Source organism: Paenibacillus sp. FJAT-27812 (assembly GCF_001273905.1).
Lineage (GTDB): Bacteria > Bacillota > Bacilli > Paenibacillales > Paenibacillaceae > Pristimantibacillus.
In genome coordinates, this window is record NZ_LIGH01000001.1 from 2,422,805 (window position 1) to 2,440,704 (window position 17,900).

General features: G+C 51.7%; 16 protein-coding genes. 13 read left to right on the top strand and 3 right to left on the bottom strand.

The window, feature by feature from the left end; translation table 11 throughout:
- Positions 1-77 precede the first annotated feature (77 nt).
- The 11 genes from ADU23_RS10410 to ADU23_RS10460 all read left to right on the top strand — a co-directional run bounded on the left by ADU23_RS10410 (position 78) and on the right by ADU23_RS10460 (position 11,067).
- Positions 78-914, top strand: a complete 837-nt coding sequence (locus ADU23_RS10410; protein WP_053373685.1) for a DUF427 domain-containing protein — start codon at positions 78-80, stop codon at positions 912-914.
- A gap of 256 nt (positions 915-1,170) precedes the next feature.
- Positions 1,171-2,307, top strand: a complete 1,137-nt coding sequence (locus tag ADU23_RS10415) for a betaine/proline/choline family ABC transporter ATP-binding protein (protein ID WP_053373686.1) — start codon at positions 1,171-1,173, stop codon at positions 2,305-2,307.
- Complete coding sequence (locus tag ADU23_RS10420) at positions 2,304-2,954, top strand: ABC transporter permease (RefSeq protein ID WP_053373687.1); 651 nt, start codon at positions 2,304-2,306, stop codon at positions 2,952-2,954. The genes ADU23_RS10415 and ADU23_RS10420 overlap by 4 nt, the downstream gene beginning before the upstream one ends.
- A gap of 27 nt (positions 2,955-2,981) precedes the next feature.
- Entirely contained in the window at positions 2,982-3,932 is a 951-nt protein-coding gene (locus tag ADU23_RS10425) for an ABC transporter substrate-binding protein (RefSeq protein WP_053373688.1), read from the top strand.
- Between the two features lie 29 nt (positions 3,933-3,961).
- Positions 3,962-5,320 (top strand): LLM class flavin-dependent oxidoreductase, encoded by a 1,359-nt coding sequence (locus ADU23_RS10430; RefSeq protein ID WP_053373689.1) that lies wholly within the window; start codon positions 3,962-3,964, stop codon positions 5,318-5,320.
- 19 nt (positions 5,321-5,339) lie between these two features.
- A complete protein-coding gene (locus ADU23_RS10435; protein ID WP_053373690.1) occupies positions 5,340-6,167 on the top strand; it encodes a DUF427 domain-containing protein in 828 nt (275 codons plus the stop codon).
- A 31-nt stretch (positions 6,168-6,198) separates the two neighbouring features.
- Positions 6,199-7,113 carry a DMT family transporter gene (locus tag ADU23_RS10440; protein WP_053373691.1) on the top strand — a complete coding sequence of 305 codons (915 nt, stop codon included), beginning with the start codon at positions 6,199-6,201 and terminating at the stop codon, positions 7,111-7,113.
- Positions 7,114-7,126: 13 nt separating this feature from the next.
- Complete coding sequence (locus ADU23_RS10445; RefSeq protein WP_269433072.1) at positions 7,127-8,779, top strand: urocanate hydratase; 1,653 nt, start codon at positions 7,127-7,129, stop codon at positions 8,777-8,779.
- A gap of 26 nt (positions 8,780-8,805) precedes the next feature.
- Positions 8,806-9,903: a DUF917 domain-containing protein gene (locus ADU23_RS10450; RefSeq protein ID WP_053373692.1), complete on the top strand. Its 1,098-nt coding sequence runs from the start codon at positions 8,806-8,808 to the stop codon at positions 9,901-9,903.
- Between the two features lie 37 nt (positions 9,904-9,940).
- The gene (locus ADU23_RS10455) at positions 9,941-10,192 is read left to right on the top strand and encodes an aromatic amino acid lyase (RefSeq protein ID WP_197286057.1); all 252 of its coding nucleotides are present in this window, start codon (positions 9,941-9,943) and stop codon (positions 10,190-10,192) included.
- 41 nt (positions 10,193-10,233) lie between these two features.
- Positions 10,234-11,067: an IclR family transcriptional regulator gene (locus ADU23_RS10460; RefSeq protein WP_231637349.1), complete on the top strand. Its 834-nt coding sequence runs from the start codon at positions 10,234-10,236 to the stop codon at positions 11,065-11,067.
- A gap of 108 nt (positions 11,068-11,175) precedes the next feature.
- Here ADU23_RS10460 and ADU23_RS10465 read toward each other — a convergent pair whose 3' ends face one another.
- Genes ADU23_RS10465 through ADU23_RS10475 form a run of 3 tightly spaced genes read right to left on the bottom strand, consistent with a single transcriptional unit; the run spans position 11,176 to position 14,237 of the window.
- Positions 11,176-12,462: an ABC transporter substrate-binding protein gene (locus ADU23_RS10465; protein WP_053373694.1), complete on the bottom strand. Its 1,287-nt coding sequence runs from the start codon at positions 12,460-12,462 to the stop codon at positions 11,176-11,178.
- Positions 12,463-12,522: 60 nt separating this feature from the next.
- Complete coding sequence (locus ADU23_RS10470) at positions 12,523-13,356, bottom strand: carbohydrate ABC transporter permease (RefSeq protein ID WP_053373695.1); 834 nt, start codon at positions 13,354-13,356, stop codon at positions 12,523-12,525.
- On the bottom strand, positions 13,356-14,237 hold the full coding sequence (locus ADU23_RS10475) for a carbohydrate ABC transporter permease (protein ID WP_053373696.1): 882 nt from the start codon (positions 14,235-14,237) through the stop codon (positions 13,356-13,358). Before ADU23_RS10475 ends, ADU23_RS10470 begins: the two co-directional genes overlap by 1 nt.
- A gap of 133 nt (positions 14,238-14,370) precedes the next feature.
- Here ADU23_RS10475 and ADU23_RS10480 point away from each other — a divergent pair, with 133 nt between their 5' ends.
- Both ADU23_RS10480 and ADU23_RS10485 read left to right on the top strand, forming a co-directional pair.
- Positions 14,371-16,290 (top strand): cache domain-containing sensor histidine kinase, encoded by a 1,920-nt coding sequence (locus ADU23_RS10480; RefSeq protein ID WP_053373697.1) that lies wholly within the window; start codon positions 14,371-14,373, stop codon positions 16,288-16,290.
- Entirely contained in the window at positions 16,268-17,884 is a 1,617-nt protein-coding gene (locus tag ADU23_RS10485) for a response regulator transcription factor (protein ID WP_053373698.1), read from the top strand. Before ADU23_RS10480 ends, ADU23_RS10485 begins: the two co-directional genes overlap by 23 nt.
- Positions 17,885-17,900: the final 16 nt, after the last annotated feature.

Consider the following 17,900-nt stretch of genomic DNA (forward strand, 5'->3'; position numbering starts at 1 on the left):
GAAATGAAAAATGCGATGATATTATGTAATAGTGATAATTAATTATCTATAAATGAGATTAACGAGGAGGGAATTGGATGAGTCTTCATCAAACGGAGCAGCAATCCTGTCAGGCAGCAGATCCATCGAGGAAAAATCTGAAAGCGGAGCTGAATCCACGTTGGGTTCGTGTACAGGTGGGAGGTGTGACCATTGCAGACAGCAAATCGGTATTGACGCTGCATGAGCGGGGGCATTTGCCTGTCTATTATTTTCCGGAAGCGGATGTCCGCAAGGATTTGCTGGTGCCATCCGGGCATCAAACCCATTGCCCTTTGAAGGGAGACGCCTCTTATTGGAGCATCCAAGTGGGCGAGCGCCTTATTGAAAACGCGGTGTGGGGTTACGAGAACCCGATCCCTCAGAGCGAAGCGCTGCGCGGACATGTCGCCTTTTACTGGGATAAGGTCGATAAATGGCTTGAGGAAGAGGAAGAAATTTTCGTTCATCCTCGTGATCCGTACAAGCGGGTGGATGCCATCGCCAGTTCCCGCCATATTCAGGTTGTGCTGAACGGGGTGACGGTAGCGGAGAGCAAGCGTCCGGTTATCGTGTTTGAGACGGGAGTGCCTGTACGCTACTACCTGCCAATTGAGGACATTCGCCAGGAGTACTTTACCGAATCGAATCTGCAAACGAGCTGCCCATACAAAGGGACGGCTGCCTATTTATCTGCTGACGTCAACGGCCAGTCGTATGAAAATATTTTGTGGAGCTATCCGAATCCGATTCCGGAAATTCCGAAAATTGCCGGTCTGCACTCCTTTTACAATGAGCGGGTGGACGCCATTTTCGTAGACGGAGTGAAGGAAGCGGAGCCAAGCTGGTACCGCTCTGCGCTGGACTTTTTTAATGCCAGCGAGATTAAGGGGTAGCACAAAAATACAAGCTTAGCTAGTGATGACTGACCTGTTGACAGGAGGTCTTTTTTTATACCTTCGTTTAAACATTTAATTCCTATAGGATTAGTATAAATAATGATTGACAACGATTTAAGCCTGTAATATTATTGCAATATAGTCATTGGTTATCATATGTTAATAATATTAGAGGTCAACCTTACGCTAGGAGGTCTCATTTTCCTTTACAGGAGAGTGGGGCCTTTTATTTTTTTAGAAGGGATGGATGGGGATGAGCGAAGCTGCCGTAGAGTTCAAGCAGGTAAGCAAAAATTATGGCGCGGGATTCGTGCTGGAAAACTTTGATCTGACGGTGCCTAAGGAAAAGATTGTGACGATTATAGGCCCTTCCGGCTGCGGAAAAACGACGATTCTCAAAATGATTAATCGTCTGATCGAGCCGGAGGCCGGACAGATCCTGCTCGAAGGCAGCGATATCGGTTCTTTGGATCCAGTCGAGCTAAGGAGGAATATCGGATACGTCATTCAGCAAATCGGATTATTCCCGCATATGACCATCGAGGAGAACATCTCTGTCGTGCCTCGGCTGAAGGGAGAGGCGAAGCGGCAGCTGAAAGCCCGCACGGAAGAGCTGCTATCGCTTATCGGCTTGGACCCCGAATCGTATCGCAAACGGTATCCGCATGAATTAAGCGGAGGCCAGCAGCAAAGAATCGGCGTTGCCCGGGCGCTGGCTGCCGATCCTTCCATCGTCCTTATGGATGAGCCGTTCAGCGCGCTTGACCCGATCAGCCGCATTCAGCTGCAGAAGGAGCTGATCAAGCTGAACGAGCAGGTGAAGAAAACGATCGTCTTCGTCACGCATGACATTGACGAAGCGCTGAAGATCGCGGATCTCATCGTGCTGCTCAAGGACGGAAGAGTTGTGCAAGCAGGCACGCCGGAGGAGCTGCTTAACCATCCCGCGGATGCGTTCGTCCGTGAATTTATCGGACAAGAACGATTCCAGCCGAATGTGCCGCAGCATACGGTTGAAAGTGTGCTCGCCCATCATTTATCCATCCACTCCCACCTCACTGCAGTCGATGCGCTTCATTATGTGGAGAAGCATGAGCTGGAGGCGCTCGCTGTCACGAGCGCGGCCAACACGTATCTAGGCATTATCGGACTTGAGCAGCTGCGGAGCGAAGCGGCGCAGCGCGGCGAACGGCCGATTAATGAAATTATGCGGACAGATGCTCCTTACGTAAGAGGCGATGCGCCGATATCCCGCATTTTTGAGCTGCTGCGCAAAAACAGGATCGTTCCTGTCGTTGACGCATCGCATCATTTTCTGGGCGCAGTTACGCAAACGAGTCTAATCGAGGCGTTTGGGAAGCAGTTCAACAAGGAGGAGATGCTTGCATGAATCAGTTTTGGAACACGATAATAGCGGACTGGGAGAACATTTTGCAAAAGACGATTGAGCATATGGAGCTGTCGCTCGTATCGGTTGTGATTGCCTGCGTGATCGCCATTCCAATCGGTATTTTTCTCACGACGCACAAGCGTCTCGCCAATGGCATCATAACGGTCGTATCCGTCATTCAGACGATCCCGAGCCTCGCGTTGTTCGGCTTTATGATTCCGCTGGTGGGCATCGGCACCAAGCCTGCCATCATCGCGTTGACGCTCTACGCGCTGCTGCCCATTTTGCAGAATACGTACGTAGGCATATCTGGCGTCAATCCGGCGTTAATCGAAGCCGGCACAGGAATGGGCATGACACGCGGGCAAATTCTGTGGATGGTTCAACTGCCAATCGCACGCAGCTTTATAATGGCAGGCGTTCGCGTGGTAGCGGTACAGACGATCAGCTTAGCGACGATTGCGACTTATATTGCCGCAGGCGGGCTGGGCGACATTATTACGAGGGGCATTTCGATGATCAATACGAATGTGATTTTAGCGGGAGCGATTCCCGTTTCCCTGCTCGTCATCGTGGTCAATTTACTGCTGCTTCTGCTTAACCGCCGCTTAACGCCTAAGGGCCTCCGCGAGCAATCCAAAATATAAGGAAAAACACGAAAGGGGAAAACGACAATGAAAGCAAGTCATTCGACAGCAAGCAGCAACAGCAACAGGGGGAAATATTCGCTTCGCAATACCGTTATTTTGGGGGCAGCAGTATTGTTAATTGCCGTGATGAGCGGATGCTCAGCTACAGGCTCAGGCAAGTCTAGCACGATCAACATCGCAACCAAAGGATTTGCGGAGTCGGATATTTTGGCGAATGCGTTCAAGCTGCTTATCGAGAATGATACGAAGCTGAAAGCGAATGTAGAGACGCTGGATAACTCGTTGCTTTGGAACGCTTTAAACGAGGATAAAGTGGATGTTTATGCGGAGTACACAGGAACGGCACTGATCAATATTCTTAAAGCGGAGCCGGAGTTTGATCCTCAGGTAGCCTACGATAAGGTGAAAAAAGAACTGAAAGAGAAAAACCAGCTGACCGTGCTGGACCCAATAGGGTTCAACAACACGTATGCATTTGGCCTGCATAAGGACCAAGCGGATAAATACGGGATCAAGACGACTAGCCAGCTGGCAGAGAAATCCGGCGAGCTGATCTTCGGCGCAAGCGAGGAATTCATTAACCGTCCCGATGCTTGGCCTCCAATTCTTGAGAAATACAATCCGAAGTTCAAAGAAATCAAAACGATTCAAAACCCTGGCCTCGCGTATCAGGCGATCGACCAAAAGCTGATTGACTCAATGATTTTATATACGACAGACAGCCAGATCACGGTGAAGCCGATTGTTGTACTCGAAGACGATAAGCATGTTTTCCTTCCGTATTATGCGGTGCCAATCGTTCGTGACGAGGTGCTGAAGGAGCATCCTGAGCTGGAGAAGGTCTTGAATAAGCTTTCCGGAAAAATTACCGATGCGGAAATGCAGAAGCTGAACGGCGAAGTGGAATTAAAGCAAAGACCGGCATTGGATGTTGCCAAAGAGTGGCTGACGGCTAACGGCTTGATTGAAAAATAACAACAATACGAAGGAGCTGTGATCGTAAAATGAGCACACCAAAAAAACAAATGGCATTAGGCGCCATGATGTATTTTCCCGCAGGCGAGCATATTTCCAGCTGGCGTCACCCGGAGGCGGAAGCGGAGGGACTGCTTAATTTCGATTATTACAAACGAATTGTGCAGACGGCCGAGCGCGGCAAGTTCGATATGTTCTTTTATGCGGATGAGCTGTACGTTTGGGATCGGTTCGAATCGGGCGTAAGCCATTCCAACAGCATCCGGCCGGAGCCTTTCACCCTTCTATCGGCACTATCGGTTGTAACCGAGCGCATCGGGCTGGCTGCGACCATCTCCACGACGTATAACGAGCCTTATCATATCGCTAGAAAGCTGGCTACGCTCGATTTCTTAAGCAACGGACGTTCGGCGTGGAATATCGTAACCTCTCAAACGGATGAGGAAGCGCGCAACTTCGGCAAGGAGAAGCATCTCCAGCATGCGCTTAGATATGAGCGGGCAAGCGAATTCGTAGAGGTGACGCAAGGCTTGTGGGACAGCTGGGAGGATGATGCCCTGCTCTTCGACAAAGAAACGGGTTATTTTGCGGATAAGGATAAGCTTCATAATCTGGACCATAAAGGCAATGATTTTAACGTGCGAGGGCCGCTTAACGTATCTCGTCCGCCGCAAGGTTATCCCGTGCTTATCCAAGCAGGCGCATCCGAGGCTGGCAAAGAGCTGGCGGCTGCCAAGTCGGAGGTTGTTTTTGCCCCGGGCTCGACGTTTGCGCCGGGCGGCTTGCTGGAGGATGGACAGCGGCTGTACAAGGATATTAAAGACAGAATGGTCAAATACAACAGGCATCCAGACGAGCTGAAAATATTGCCGGGCATCATGCCGATTATCGGCCGTACGGAGTCGGAGGCCAAGGAGCGCCTTGCGGTAATTGAGGAGCTGACGCCGCAGAAGCTTGGACTGGATTTGCTGTCGCATTATTTGGGTCACGATATTTCCGGCTATCCGCTTGATGAGCCGCTGCCTTTCATTCCTGAAATCGATAGCTTTAATCAGAGCAAGAGCGGTTTGGAACGGATACTGGAAATTTTGAAGCAAGAGCCTCTGACGCTTCGCCAGTTGTATCAGCGGGTAACGAACAAGCGCGGCTTCGCCGGTACGCCGGAGCAGATCGCTGACCATTTGGAGGAGTGGTTCGTAAACGGCGCGGCTGACGGGTTCAATATCGCATTCCCGCATCTGCCGGGCAGCCTCGATGATTTCGTTAACTTGGTTATTCCTGAACTGCAGCGCCGCGGTTTGTTCCGTACGGAGTATACAGGCCGCACGCTTCGCGACCACTTGAATTTGCAGCGACCAGCCAATCGGAATACGTCGGTACGTATTTAAGACAAAGGAGTGATGGGAAATGTCGCATATAGATCCACAATGGTCATTGCGGGACGGTCAGCGCGAAGGGTGGCAAATTCGAGCGGAGCGCAGCCCCAAATGGATTCGTGTCGTCTTTGGCGGAGTTACGGTAGCCGATAGCAAGCAAGTATTGGTCGTGACGGAAACGGGCAGGCTGCCTGTCTATTATTTCCCCCTGGAGGATGTGAAGACGGAGCTTATCGCTTGGTCGGAGCAGCGCGAGAATCAAGGGAACAAGGGGGAGGCTGTATATGGAGATATTACAGTCGATAATCTTGTATTCGAGCGGGCAGCATGGCAATATCCGGAACCTGCGGGCGAGAGCTCGATCATTAAAGGCTATATCTCCTTTGCCTGGAAGCAAGCGGATGCGTGGTATGAGGAAGAAGAGCAAATTTTCGTGCATGCCAGAGATCCGTATTCGCGAATCGACGCGATTCCAAGCTCCCGCCATGTGCAGGTGTACATAGGCGGCAAGCTGATCGCGGATAGCCGTCGTCCGGTTATTTTGTACGAAACCGGTCTGACGCCCCGTTATTATTTGCCGAAAGAGGATATTCGGTTCGATCTGCTGAAGCCGTCCGCTACGACGACGCAATGCCCGTACAAAGGGACCGCCACCTATTGGTCCGCTCTACACGAGGATGGGCAAACGACCAAAGATATTGTGTGGAGCTATGCCGAAGCGCTGCCAGAGGTACATGAAATAGCCGGGCGGCTCAGCTTTTACAATGAGGAAGTAGATGCCATTTATATCGATGGCGTGCAGTGGAAGCTGCAGGAAGAGGACCGGCTCCCTTACAAAAACTCCGCGTCTCCCTTCTGATGATCAGGCCGCCGATGAGGGAGTGGTCGTAATGCCAGCAGCGCTGCCATCGAGTAAAACGGCTTACATGGGGCTGTTTGCCGTTACGTTTTTGTGGGGAATCAGCTACGTCCTTAGCGCTTATCTGCTTAGAGGTTTTTCACCCGTGCTCTTATCTTTTCTTCGGATTCTAGTGACGGGAGTGGTTCTGTTTGCCATTAGCAGAACGCAGTCCCTTCAGCAACCAACAAGGACCGAGTGGCTGCTGCTGCTCGCGTCCTCCTTTTTTTTCACCTTGATTCAGCAGCCCTTTTATTTTCTTGGACTACAGTACTCGACTGCTGCTAATGGCTCTCTTATTTATGCGGTTGCTCCGCTGGTGACCCTTCTGCTGGAGGCCGTATTTTTCCGGGTGAGGCTGGAAGGCAAAAAGCTGGGCGGGGCGCTTCTTGGCTTCACAGGCGTCCTTGTCATTGTGGTCCCGGGCCGCTCAGCCCTTGGCGTGTCGATTGGCGATCTCTATTTAATTATTGCGATGCTGGGCTTCTCGGTCAGCTTGTTGTTTATTCCTAGGTTGTCTCAAAAGCTTTCGGCGTTTTCGGTTAATCTGTATTCCGCGTTCATTGGCGGATCGCTTATGCTCCCGCTTGCGGCTAGCGAAAGTATTTTTAGCAAGCTTGAAGTAAGCAGGGATGGCATCATGTGGGCGCTTCTTGCCGCCGCCGGGCTGCTGAATGTGCTGGCAGGCTGGTGGTGGACCCACGGCGTTGCGGTTGTGGGAGCCGGAACCGCCTCGCTATTTAACAATTTGCCGCCATTTATCGCTCTCCTAGCAGGCTTCTTGCTGCTAGGGGATGCCATTGAAGCGACTCAGCTGCTCGGTGGAATTATTATATTGGCGGGCGTATTTATTTCTACTTATTCATGGAATAAGAAGCCGGCAGCAGAGGTAGGAAAATCTGGATAATGAAGAGGAAAGGATGATCCTAATGGAACGAATAACCGCAGCTAGGGGCACGGAGCTTCGCTGCAAAGGCTGGAGACAGGAAGCGCTGCTTCGGATGCTGGAGAATGTGCTCGAGAACGGAGAGAACCAGAAGGATTTGATTGTATATGCGGCACTCGCTAAGGCAGCACGCGATTGGCCTTCTTACCATGCAATTGTGAGAACGCTTAAAGAGCTGGAAGAAGATGAAACGCTGGTGATCCAATCAGGGAAGCCGATCGGCATATTTAAGACGCACCGCTTTGCGCCGCTGATCGTAATGGCGAATTGCAATTTGGTCGGGCGATGGGCTACGAGTGAGAACTTTTACCGGCTGGAGGAAAAAGGTCTGCTCATTTGGGGCGGATTAACGGCTGCGGCGTGGCAATACATTGGGTCCCAAGGCGTTGTTCAAGGCACCTATGAGATCTTTCAGAGCATCGCGAGGAAGTATTTTGACAGCCATCTGCACGGCAGGTTTATTCTTACCGCCGGCCTTGGCGGCATGGGAGGCGCGCAGCCGCTTGCCGGAACGCTTGCCGGGGCTGCTATTCTCTGCGTTGAAGTATCCGAGGAGCGGGTCGACCGCCGCATTCAATCGGGTTATTTGCAGCGTAAGACGGACAGCTTGGACGAGGCACTTGAGTGGATCGAGGATGCCGTTAAGAACAAGGCAGCGCTGTCGGTGGGGCTTGTCGGCAATGCGGCGGATATTTATCCAGCCATTGTGCAGCGCGGCATCGTGCCCGATATTGTAACGGATCAGACCTCTGCGCATGATTTGCTTTATGGCTATATTCCTGCCGGATACCGTGCAGAGGACCTACAGGCTCTGAGAGAACAGGAGCCCGCTAGACTGCAGGATGCTGCTGGTGCTTCTATCGCAAGGGAAGTAAGGGCGATGCTGGCATTTAAAGAACGGGGCTCCATCGTGTTCGACAACGGGAACAACATTCGCTCACAGGCGCAGCGGTACGGCGTGGAGCAGGCGTTTGAAATTGATATTTTCACAGAAGCGTTCCTCCGACCTTTGTTCGCAAGGGCTATCGGCCCTTTCCGCTGGGTTGCGCTCAGCGGCGAGGCACGCGATATACAAGTGATCGACGAATATATTCTCGAAGCGTTCGCAGATAACGACATTATCGTCAATTGGATTCGGCTGGCGCGCGAGCATGTCCCCGTTGAGGGTTTGCCCGCAAGAATTGGCTGGTTCGGTCACGGGGAACGGACGAAGCTTGCACTTGCCGTGAACCAAATGGTGCGAGAGGGCATTTTGAGCGGTCCGGTGGCATTCTCACGCGATCATCTAGATGCCGCGTCGATGACCCATCCCAATATTATGACGGAGAAAATGAAGGATGGCAGCGATGCCATCGCGGATTGGCCGCTTTTGAACGCGATGTTGAATTGCTCTTCCATGGCTGATCTTGTGACGATTCACTCTGGCGGCGGCGGATATTCCGGTTACATGACAAGCGCTGGCGTTACATTGGTTGCGGATGGGTCAGCTGAAAGCGGCATTCGCCTAGAGACTACGTTAAATAATGATACTGGCCTCGGCGTTTTGCGATACGCAGATGCCGGGTATGAGGAATCGCTGGATGAAGTAGAGCGCAAAGGAATTAGGCGGATTATAACAAACTCGTAAACGAGAATGAAATAGGGGGAATGACGATGCGTATTCTGACAAATGAGGATGTATGGGCAGCGGTAAGAGGAGGCTCCGTCTTTGCATGCGGAGGCGGGGGCTGGGTGGACCATGGGTTGCAAATCGGAGGAGCGGCCGTAGCGATCGGGCAGCCGCGGCTCGTATCCGTCGATGAGCTTCCAGATGACGCTATTATTATTACCGCAACGGCGATTGGTGCGCCGGCAGGGACAGATTGGCAAATGCTTGGAACGGATTATATTAAAGCGGTGAAGCTGCTGCAAGAGAACTACGATGGCAAAATCGCGGGCGTCATGACTCCTCAAAACGGGATGTCGAGCACCATTAACGGCTGGCTTCCGGCCGCGCTGCTTGATTTGGTTGTCGTTGATGCAACAGGGGACATACGCGCTCATCCAACTGGGAAAATGGGCTCGATGGGACTCGCCGCCTTGGACGATTTCGAAACGATTCAAGTTGTCGTCGGAGGAAAACGCGAAAATGGCTCTTATCTTGAGCTGGTTGTCAAAGGCTCGCCCTCTAAGACTTCAAACATATTGCGTACGGCCGCCGATCAAGCGGGAGGCTTCATCGCATCGGCGCGCCATCCGCTACCGGCTTCCTACATTAAGAAGCATGCTGCAATCGGCGGCATCACGATTGCAATCGAGCTTGGCAAGGCGATTATCGCAGCGCAGCCGCAAGGCGCGCAGGCGGTGATCGATACGATTGTCACTCAGACAAACGGTACCATTCTTGGGGAGGGTGTGGTTACGCGCAGAGAAGTCCATTATTCAGGTGCTTTCGATATTGGGACCATTGATGTGAACGTAGATGGAGATACGATCACCCTTCACGTAATGAATGAATATATGGCAGCCGACGACAGCCGCGGCAATCGGTTAACGACGTACCCGGATGTCATTACGACGCTGTCTACGGAAACGGGCTTGCCGGTCAGCGTCGGTCATGTGGAGGTAGGAAGCAAGCTTGCCGTATTGTCCATCAATAAGAGCGAGGTTCCGTTAAGCTCAAGCGTCAAAGATCCAACTGTATATCCTGAGGTAGAGAAGGCGCTTGGCATACCGCTTGCAGCCTACGCGCTGGAAGGCATACAGGAATAGGCCGATGACCACCAAGCAGAAGGACCGGAGCCTTTTATTGAATGGAAGTACGTTGACGATAGAAGACGTGCAGCGGGTAGCGGATGATTTTGCTCGTGTGGAAATTGCGGAGGAAGCTTGGCAAGGGCTTGATCGCTCCGGAAAATTTGTGTTAAGCCAGTCATCAAGCGATGTTCCTATATACGGCTTTAACCGGGGCGTAGGCTGGAATAAAGACCGCGTGGTGGTCCGTCATTCCTTTTTTGGATCAGGATCGAAGCCTGACTGGAGATATCCATGCCGCATATAAGCTATTGAAAAGCGGTACGCTCATTCATCATCTGGGAGATGATGAGAAACCGGCAGCCCATCTCGGGGAAAGGGGTTTATAAGCTGACAACTAAATATATAGAAGAGAATCCAAGCACAAATGCCGAAGCAAGGTCGATGAATGGAACACAGACGCTGAGCAGAGCGCTGGACATCCTCTTTGCGCTTGCCGAAGCGGACGGAGCTTTGTCCGTGAGCGACATCGCACAGAAGGTATCCATACCGGAGAGCTCCATTTATCGTTTCTTGCAAACGCTGGAGCAGAATGGGATCGTGGAGCGCAGAGGCAAAGGGCAAATCGGCCTTGGCATGCGGATATTGGACCTAGCGCGGAGTCTCAGTCAACAGGTGCACAGAGAGCTGGTACCGCTTGCACTCCCTATCATGGAGGAATTGACGCAGGAGACGAACGAGACCTCGCTGCTGTTTGTCCGTTCGGGCACAAGCGCGATCAGCATTCAGACGGTCAGGAGCAAGGCGCTCATTCAATATTCCGCCGAGAACGGAAGAATGCTGCCGCTTTATTTGGGTGCTTCAGGCAAAGCCATATTAGCCTACGAGAGCGAAAAAACGATCCAGAACGTGCTCGACAAATTTGCGCCGAACTTATCCAAGGATACGCTGCTGCAAGAGCTGCATCATATCCGCGAGCAGGGTTATGCGCTCACACAGGGGGAAATTGATCCCGATGTATGCGCAGTTGGCGCGCCTATATTCGACTCAAGAGGAGCGCTTGTGGCGAGCTTGTCGATAGCCGGTCCCAAATACCGCTTTGATGATAAGCTAAGGCGACTATCGATCCAAGCGGTGCAGCATGCTGCCGAGCAGGTGTCGCGCAAGCTGGGCAAAGAATAAAAACGAAGAGCCTGCCAATGCGAGCGTGCCCTTCTCTGAGATAAATACAAAAACAGCCGCTCAACCTCCATGATGGACGGTTAAACGGCTGTTTTCTTTATTTAAAGCTTATTTTTTCAGCTTATCCCAAGCGCCTTGCATGCCAGTCTCCCATGCGGACTCATCGATTCTGCCTGCGATGTACTGTTGAATGACGCTGGCAAATTCCTGCGTTACGCCATCGGGGTATTTCGAGGATTGCAAACCAAGTACTTTGTCAGCTTGTACGTAGTTGTAAACCTCGGTTCCGATATCGCCCATATCCTCAGGAGTAGCCGTAATCGTGGAAAGAGCAGGAATGAATTTGAATTTCTTCACGATGTATTCTTTGCCGATATCGGAAGTAACGAGCCAGTTCAGGAATGTTTTCGCTTCTTCCTTCACGTCGGATTCTTTGTTGATTACAAGGTTAGCGGGAATACCAACGTTCAGCTTGTCGTTCGCTTCAGCATCCTCGCCAAGCGGCATCGGCAGCACGCCTAGGTTCATATCAGGATTGATGCTGTCGATTTGCACTTGTGCCCAGTTGCCTTCCTGCATCATTGCAGCTTCGCCGCTGGCAAACAACGATACTTGCGTGTTGTAATCCGTTGTCAGCGGGTTTTTGTTGCCGTAATCAACCGTCAGCTTCATCAGCTTGGCCCATTCTGCGAATTTTTCGTTGCCTGGAATCTTTACAGAGCCATCGTTAAGGCCGGCGATAAAAGCATTGACGTCCGGTTGTTGCGCAAATGCAGGGTTAATGCCTTGGTTACCCATCAGCCACCACTCTTGGTACGCGTTGGCGAACGGCGTAATGCCTGCTGCTTTTAACGTTTTAGCGGCAGCTTCTAGCTGAGAGTACGTTTTCGGAAGCTCCGTAATGCCCGCTTTAGCAAAAAGATCCTTATTATAGATGTAGCCGAAGCCTTCAAGGTTCATCGCCATGCCGTATACTTTGCCGTCTTTGGTCATAGGCTCAGCAGCCAAAGGTACAAGATCCTTCACCCATGCTTGGTCGGATAGATCCTCGAGCTTGTCCAGCCACATTTCCATTTCTGCGTAACCGCCATTAGAGAAAATGTCAGGCGCGTCGCCTGCCGCGAACTTTGTTTTGAGGGAAGCGCCATAGTCAGCGCCGCCGCCTACCGTTTGAATGTCCAGCTTAATGTTAGGGTATTCTTTATTAAACTCCACAGCCAATTCGTTAAGGCCTTCCACAATTTCGGTTTTGAATTGGAAAATGGTTACGGTTTTTGTCTCGCCCTTGTCTTTGTCCGTGCCGCCGCCTTCATTGTTGCTTCCGCCGCACGCGGACAAGATGATGCTCATGGCCAGCACAAGGCTAAGCGATAGCATGGTCAGCTTTTTATTCATGATGCAAATCCCCCTTGATTCAAGTTTTAGTATATGGAATCGACCGTTTGATTATAAGCGTTAGCCTTTAACCGAACCAGCCGCAACTCCCTCAACGATGTAACGCTGCAATAATAAGAAGAAAGCTACGATAGGCGTTATGCCAAGTACAAGCGCTGGAAGCGCAAGGTCCCATTGCTTCGTATATTGTCCGAAGAACGCGAAGGTCGCAAGCGGAATCGTACGCATATCGGGCTTCTGCAAAATAAGCGACGGAAGCAAGTAATCATTCCATACCCACAGGCAGTTCAAAATAATGACGGTCATAAGCATCGGCTTTAGCAGCGGAAGCACGATTCGGAAAAATACCGTAATCGGGTTGCAGCCGTCAACGGTCGCCGCTTCTTCAATTTCTAGCGGAATCGCTTTGACGAAGCCGTGAAATAGAAAGAGCGAGAGCGGAGCGCCGAGACCGAGATAACACATAATAAGACCGTACATACTATTGTTGACGCCCAGCACGTTCACGACTTTTAGGAGCGGGATCATAATCGACTGGAACGGAATAACCATAGCGGCTACAAAAAGCATAAACAAAATGCGGTTAAAGCGCGTATTGGAACGAACCATCCGGTAAGCGCCCATCGCGCTGATGAGAGCGGTCAGAACAACGGTGACGACCGTGATGATCATGGAGTTGCTGAAGGCTTGCGGGAATCTCGTCAACTTCCAAGCGCGGGAGTAGTTCTCCCAGTTGAACACCTGCGGCCAGCTTGCCGAATTGGCCATAATTTCGCCGAACGGCTTAACCGAGTTAACGAGCAGAAAATAAAAGGGCGCAAGGAATAATAGGCCGACGATAATCATGATCGCTTCGGTTATGAACAGCTTTCCGGTATATTTTTTCGTATCCATTAAGCTTCAACCTCCTTGCTCTTGGTGACGCGAACCTGTATAAGCGTAATGACGGCAACGACGATAAAGAAGATAAGCGACTTAGCGGTACCAAGACCGTAGCGGTTGTTTTGGAACGCTTCCGCATAAATGTTGAGCGCGACGGATTCCGTTGATTTGAACGGCCCGCCCTTGGTGAGCGATAGGTTAAGGTCGAACATTTTGAACGACCATGAGATTGCAAGGAACAGACAGACGGTAACGGCAGGCATAATAAGCGGCAAAATAATGCTGCGAAGCACCTGCAAGCGAGTGGCGCCATCGATCTCAGCAGCCTCAAGCACTTCCTTCGAAACGTTCGTAAGGGAAGCAATGTACACGACCATCAGATAGCCGGCTGACTGCCAGACGAATACCATCGTGATGCCCCAGAAGCCAGTCGTTTCATCGCCAAGCCAAGGAAGGTTGAAGAAGGACCAGCCGGTCATGTCGCCGACGGTGGAGAAGCCTTTTACGAATATAAACTGCCAAATGAAGCCGAGCAGCAAGCCGCCGATTACGTTAGGCATAAAGAAAATCGTCCGCAGGACGTTGCGTGATTTTAGCTTCTTTGTAAGCAGGTAGGCTAGGAAGAACCCGACCAAGTTGGTTAAAATAACGCCAACGACGGTGAACCGAATCGTAAACCAGAAGGAAGACCAGAAGTCGGCATCATTCGTAAAAATTTGTTTGAAGTTGTCGAACCCGACCCAATTTACAGTCCCTGCAACGCCGTTCCAATCGGTAAACGAGTAGTACATGCCAAGCAGAAACGGGATAATCATAATAAGTAGAAAAAAGACGGTAACGGGCCCCACAAACACCAATTGCGGCCACCATCCAGACATTCTCTTGCTGCCCATCGTTGCAACTCCCCTTTCTTTTCACCAGAAAACTATTGTATGTTTAATTATGCAAGGGACAGAGAGTGATAAACACCGACGGATGTGACCGGTCAGGTGCAATATATTGATCGGGAGCGGAGGCGGCTTAGTTTTGAGATTCAATAGCATACGGACTAAATTAATTGTTTTTATGCTGATTGCGACCATCGTGCCGATTGTGACGACGATGATTGTGACCTACAGCTATACGGCGAAGTCAATGAAGGAGAGGGCGCTCGAGGATGCGCAAAACCTGCTGTATCAAGGGCAGCGGAACGTAACCGCCGTTCTGGAGGAGCTTAATCTCGGTTCGCTTAACGTGTATTCGGATGCAGAGCTGTATCGGCAGCTGCAAACGGGATTAGCCGACTTTCAGACGGACAGCCGCGTATTCGCGGCTCTATCTTATATGAAGTCCTCGGTGCCGGCGGTGCACCAGGTTTACTTATACGCCAGCCTCGGCAAACGGGCTACGATCGTCACGAATGTAGCGGGCGCCAAGCGGGCGAGCGATATCGCGCCTTTCCCGGATCTGGATGCCTATGTAGGCAGCGGTGAGAGCATTTCGCTTCAACCGACTCATAAAAGCCATACGTATGGATTTTCCTCATTGCAGCCCCAGCAGCCCAGCGAGCTGGTCTTCACGCTGCACAGGCGCATTGAGCGGATTCCTTCTAGCGAGAAGCTTGGGTATGTCTCGATGGATGTGAAGCTGTCGCTGCTTACAGACATCGTGGGGCAGCTCTATGACGTCGGCGAAGAGGATTTGTATGTGATCGACGATAACGGCTATGTCGTATTTGCAGATGATGAAAGGCTGCTTGGAAAGCCGCTTAAGGCGTCTTGGTTCAGCGGCTCATTGGCAGCCGGCGGCGAGGAGAGCGGCCACTTTGAGCAAGGCGGCGCGCTGCTCGTCTATGAGCGAGTGCAGACGGAGGTAGCGGGCTGGACGATCATCAAACGCATTCCGACTTCCTACCTTATTCGGGAGGCGAATCAAGCCGCGGCTATTAATCTTATGCTGCTCGCTTTGTCGCTTGCCGTTATTGTCACGGCGACCATCGTCGTTTCGCTGCGCATAACGGCTCCCGTCAAGCAGCTGGTCCGCTATATGAACCAGGTGCAAGCCGGCAATTTGAACGTGCCGATCCAGCCATCCGGAAATGATGAAATCGGCCTTGTTGTCGTTCGCTTCCGAAGCATGATGGATACGATCAACAATTTAATTTTGCGCGAGTATAAGCTGGAGCTGGCGAATAAGACGAATCAGCTGCGGGCGCTGCAAGCGCAGATTAATCCGCATTTTCTAAATAATACGATCCAAATTATCGGGACATTGGCGCTGGAGCTGGGAGTGCCGCGCATTTATGCGCTGCTGTCCGCGCTTGCTCGCATGATGCGCTACAGCATGGACAATGAGGCAAGCGCCATTACGCTGCGGGATGAGCTGGATCATTTGAAGGCTTATGTGGAGCTTCAGAAGGAGCGTTATGAGAATCGGTTTGTTTTTCATGTCGATGTGGACGATAGGCTGATGGAAGCGCAAATGCCGAAAATGATTTTGCAGCCCATTATTGAAAATTATTTTAAGCATGGCATGGATAAGTCGGCGGAGGATGGCGTGCTGCTTCTGCGTGCGCATGAGCGTGAGGATGGGCTGCTTGCAATCATTGTCGAAAATAACGGGGCGGCGATACCAGAGGGGCGGTTGTCCGAGCTGCGCCGAGAGCTGGCTAGTGTAGCCTATTCGCATCGAGAGCGGGAGGATGCTCCGGCCCGGGGCGCAAGCGGCATAGAGGAACAAACGAAGCTTGCTGCGGATAATATCAACCGATCGTTAAAGCTTGCACAGGATGATGCCGAGCCGAAGATTGGTTTAAACAATGTACTGGCGCGCATGAAGATGGTTTATGGCGATGAAGCGCGGCTTGAGATCAAGAACAAAGAGCCTCAAGGCGTACAGATTACGCTTCTGATTAAGAGGACGGTGGATGAGGGGAGGACGAATGATGAAAGCACTGATCGTGGATGATGAAGCACGCGTTAGAAAAGCCGTTCGGCTGCTTGTGAACTGGGAGACGCATGGCATTGATGAAATAGAGGAAGCAAGCGGCGGATTCGAAGCTATCGAGCGGATGAGGCAGGACAAGCCCGCCATTGTCATTATGGATATGATGATGCCGGAGGGCAGCGGCGTTGATCTAATGGCAGCGGTAAATGAATTTGCCGGAACGATCAAATTTATAGTCGTGAGCGGACGCGGGGATTTCGACTTCGTACGCGAGGCAGTCCGGCATGGCGGAATCGATTATTTGTTGAAGCCTATTGAACCGGAGGCTATTAATGCGGCGGTGGCGAAGGCAGCCGCGCAGTGGCGGGTGGAGGAGAAGGAGCGGGCTGACCGGCAAAAGCAGAGCATGCGGCTTAATGAATTCAAGCCGGTCTATGGCGAGAAGCTGCTTACCGGGTTAATCACGGAGCCGGCTACGGCGCAAGCGGCTTTGCGCAGATTGCGGGAGGAGCGGCTCGTTCCAGAAGGGGCGCGCGCTGCGCGGCTTGCGCTCATGCAGGTTGATGCAGGCGACAGACAGCTGCATGAGCGCTTCGCGTGGGACAGTGAATTGCTTCATTTTGCGATTATTAATATTTGCAATGAGTTTCTGCTGCCGGGTCAAAAGGGCGTCGCCTTCCGGCACTGGGGAGCGCCTACGGAAATCGTTATTGCGTTATGGGAAGAAGTGGATCAGATGCCCGCTGTTCTTCAAGCCATCAATGAGGGCTTATTTGTGACGCTTCAGCGCCGGATCCATATGGGAACGAGCATGCCGGGGGCGTTTCCTGATGCGCTGCCGAGCCAATACGATGATGCGCTAACTGCTTTGTGGCGCCGGAATATGATGGATGCCAATCACTATATTCATCTCTTTGAAGAGGCCAAGAGCGGCAGTAGAATCGCTTTCGCGGAATGGGAAGAAGAGTGGAAGCTATCGGTGCTTAGCGGCAATGAGGAGCAGCTCGCCGCTGCATCGGAGCTGTGGCTTGAAGCGGCACGCTCGAGCGGGTATTTGTCGCCGCAAATGCTTGAGGATTATAAGACGGATGCGCTTCTTTTCTGTGTCAGAATGAATCGCGATGCACAAGGCCGCCATGCGGCGGACGAGGAGACGCTGATGATTCTGGAGGAGCTTGCGGAGAAGTCGCCGCATGTGAATGCTGCTGTGCTATCGCTGCAGGATTGGCGCGAGTGGTCTCGCTTGCTATTAATGCGGTTATCGCTGGCAATCGTGCAGCGTCAGGCGCAAGAGAAAGCGAAAATGAGCGACATTGCAGCCTTTATCGAGCAAAATTATCAAGCCGAGCTGTCGCTGCAGGATATTGCGAAACGGTTTTTCGTCAGCCGCGAGTACGTGTCGCGCAAGTTCAAGCAGGAGTATGGCATCAACATTACGGATTACATTTCCGGCAAACGAATCGAGAAAGCGAAGCTGCTGATGGTCAATCCGAACCTGCGCATTACGAAAATCGCCGAAATGGTTGGATTTCATGACGAGAAATATTTTAGCAAGGTGTTCAAGAAGCAGGAGGGCATCTCGCCGAAGGCGTATCGCCTTGGCGAGACGGAATAGGAAGGAAAACAGCCGG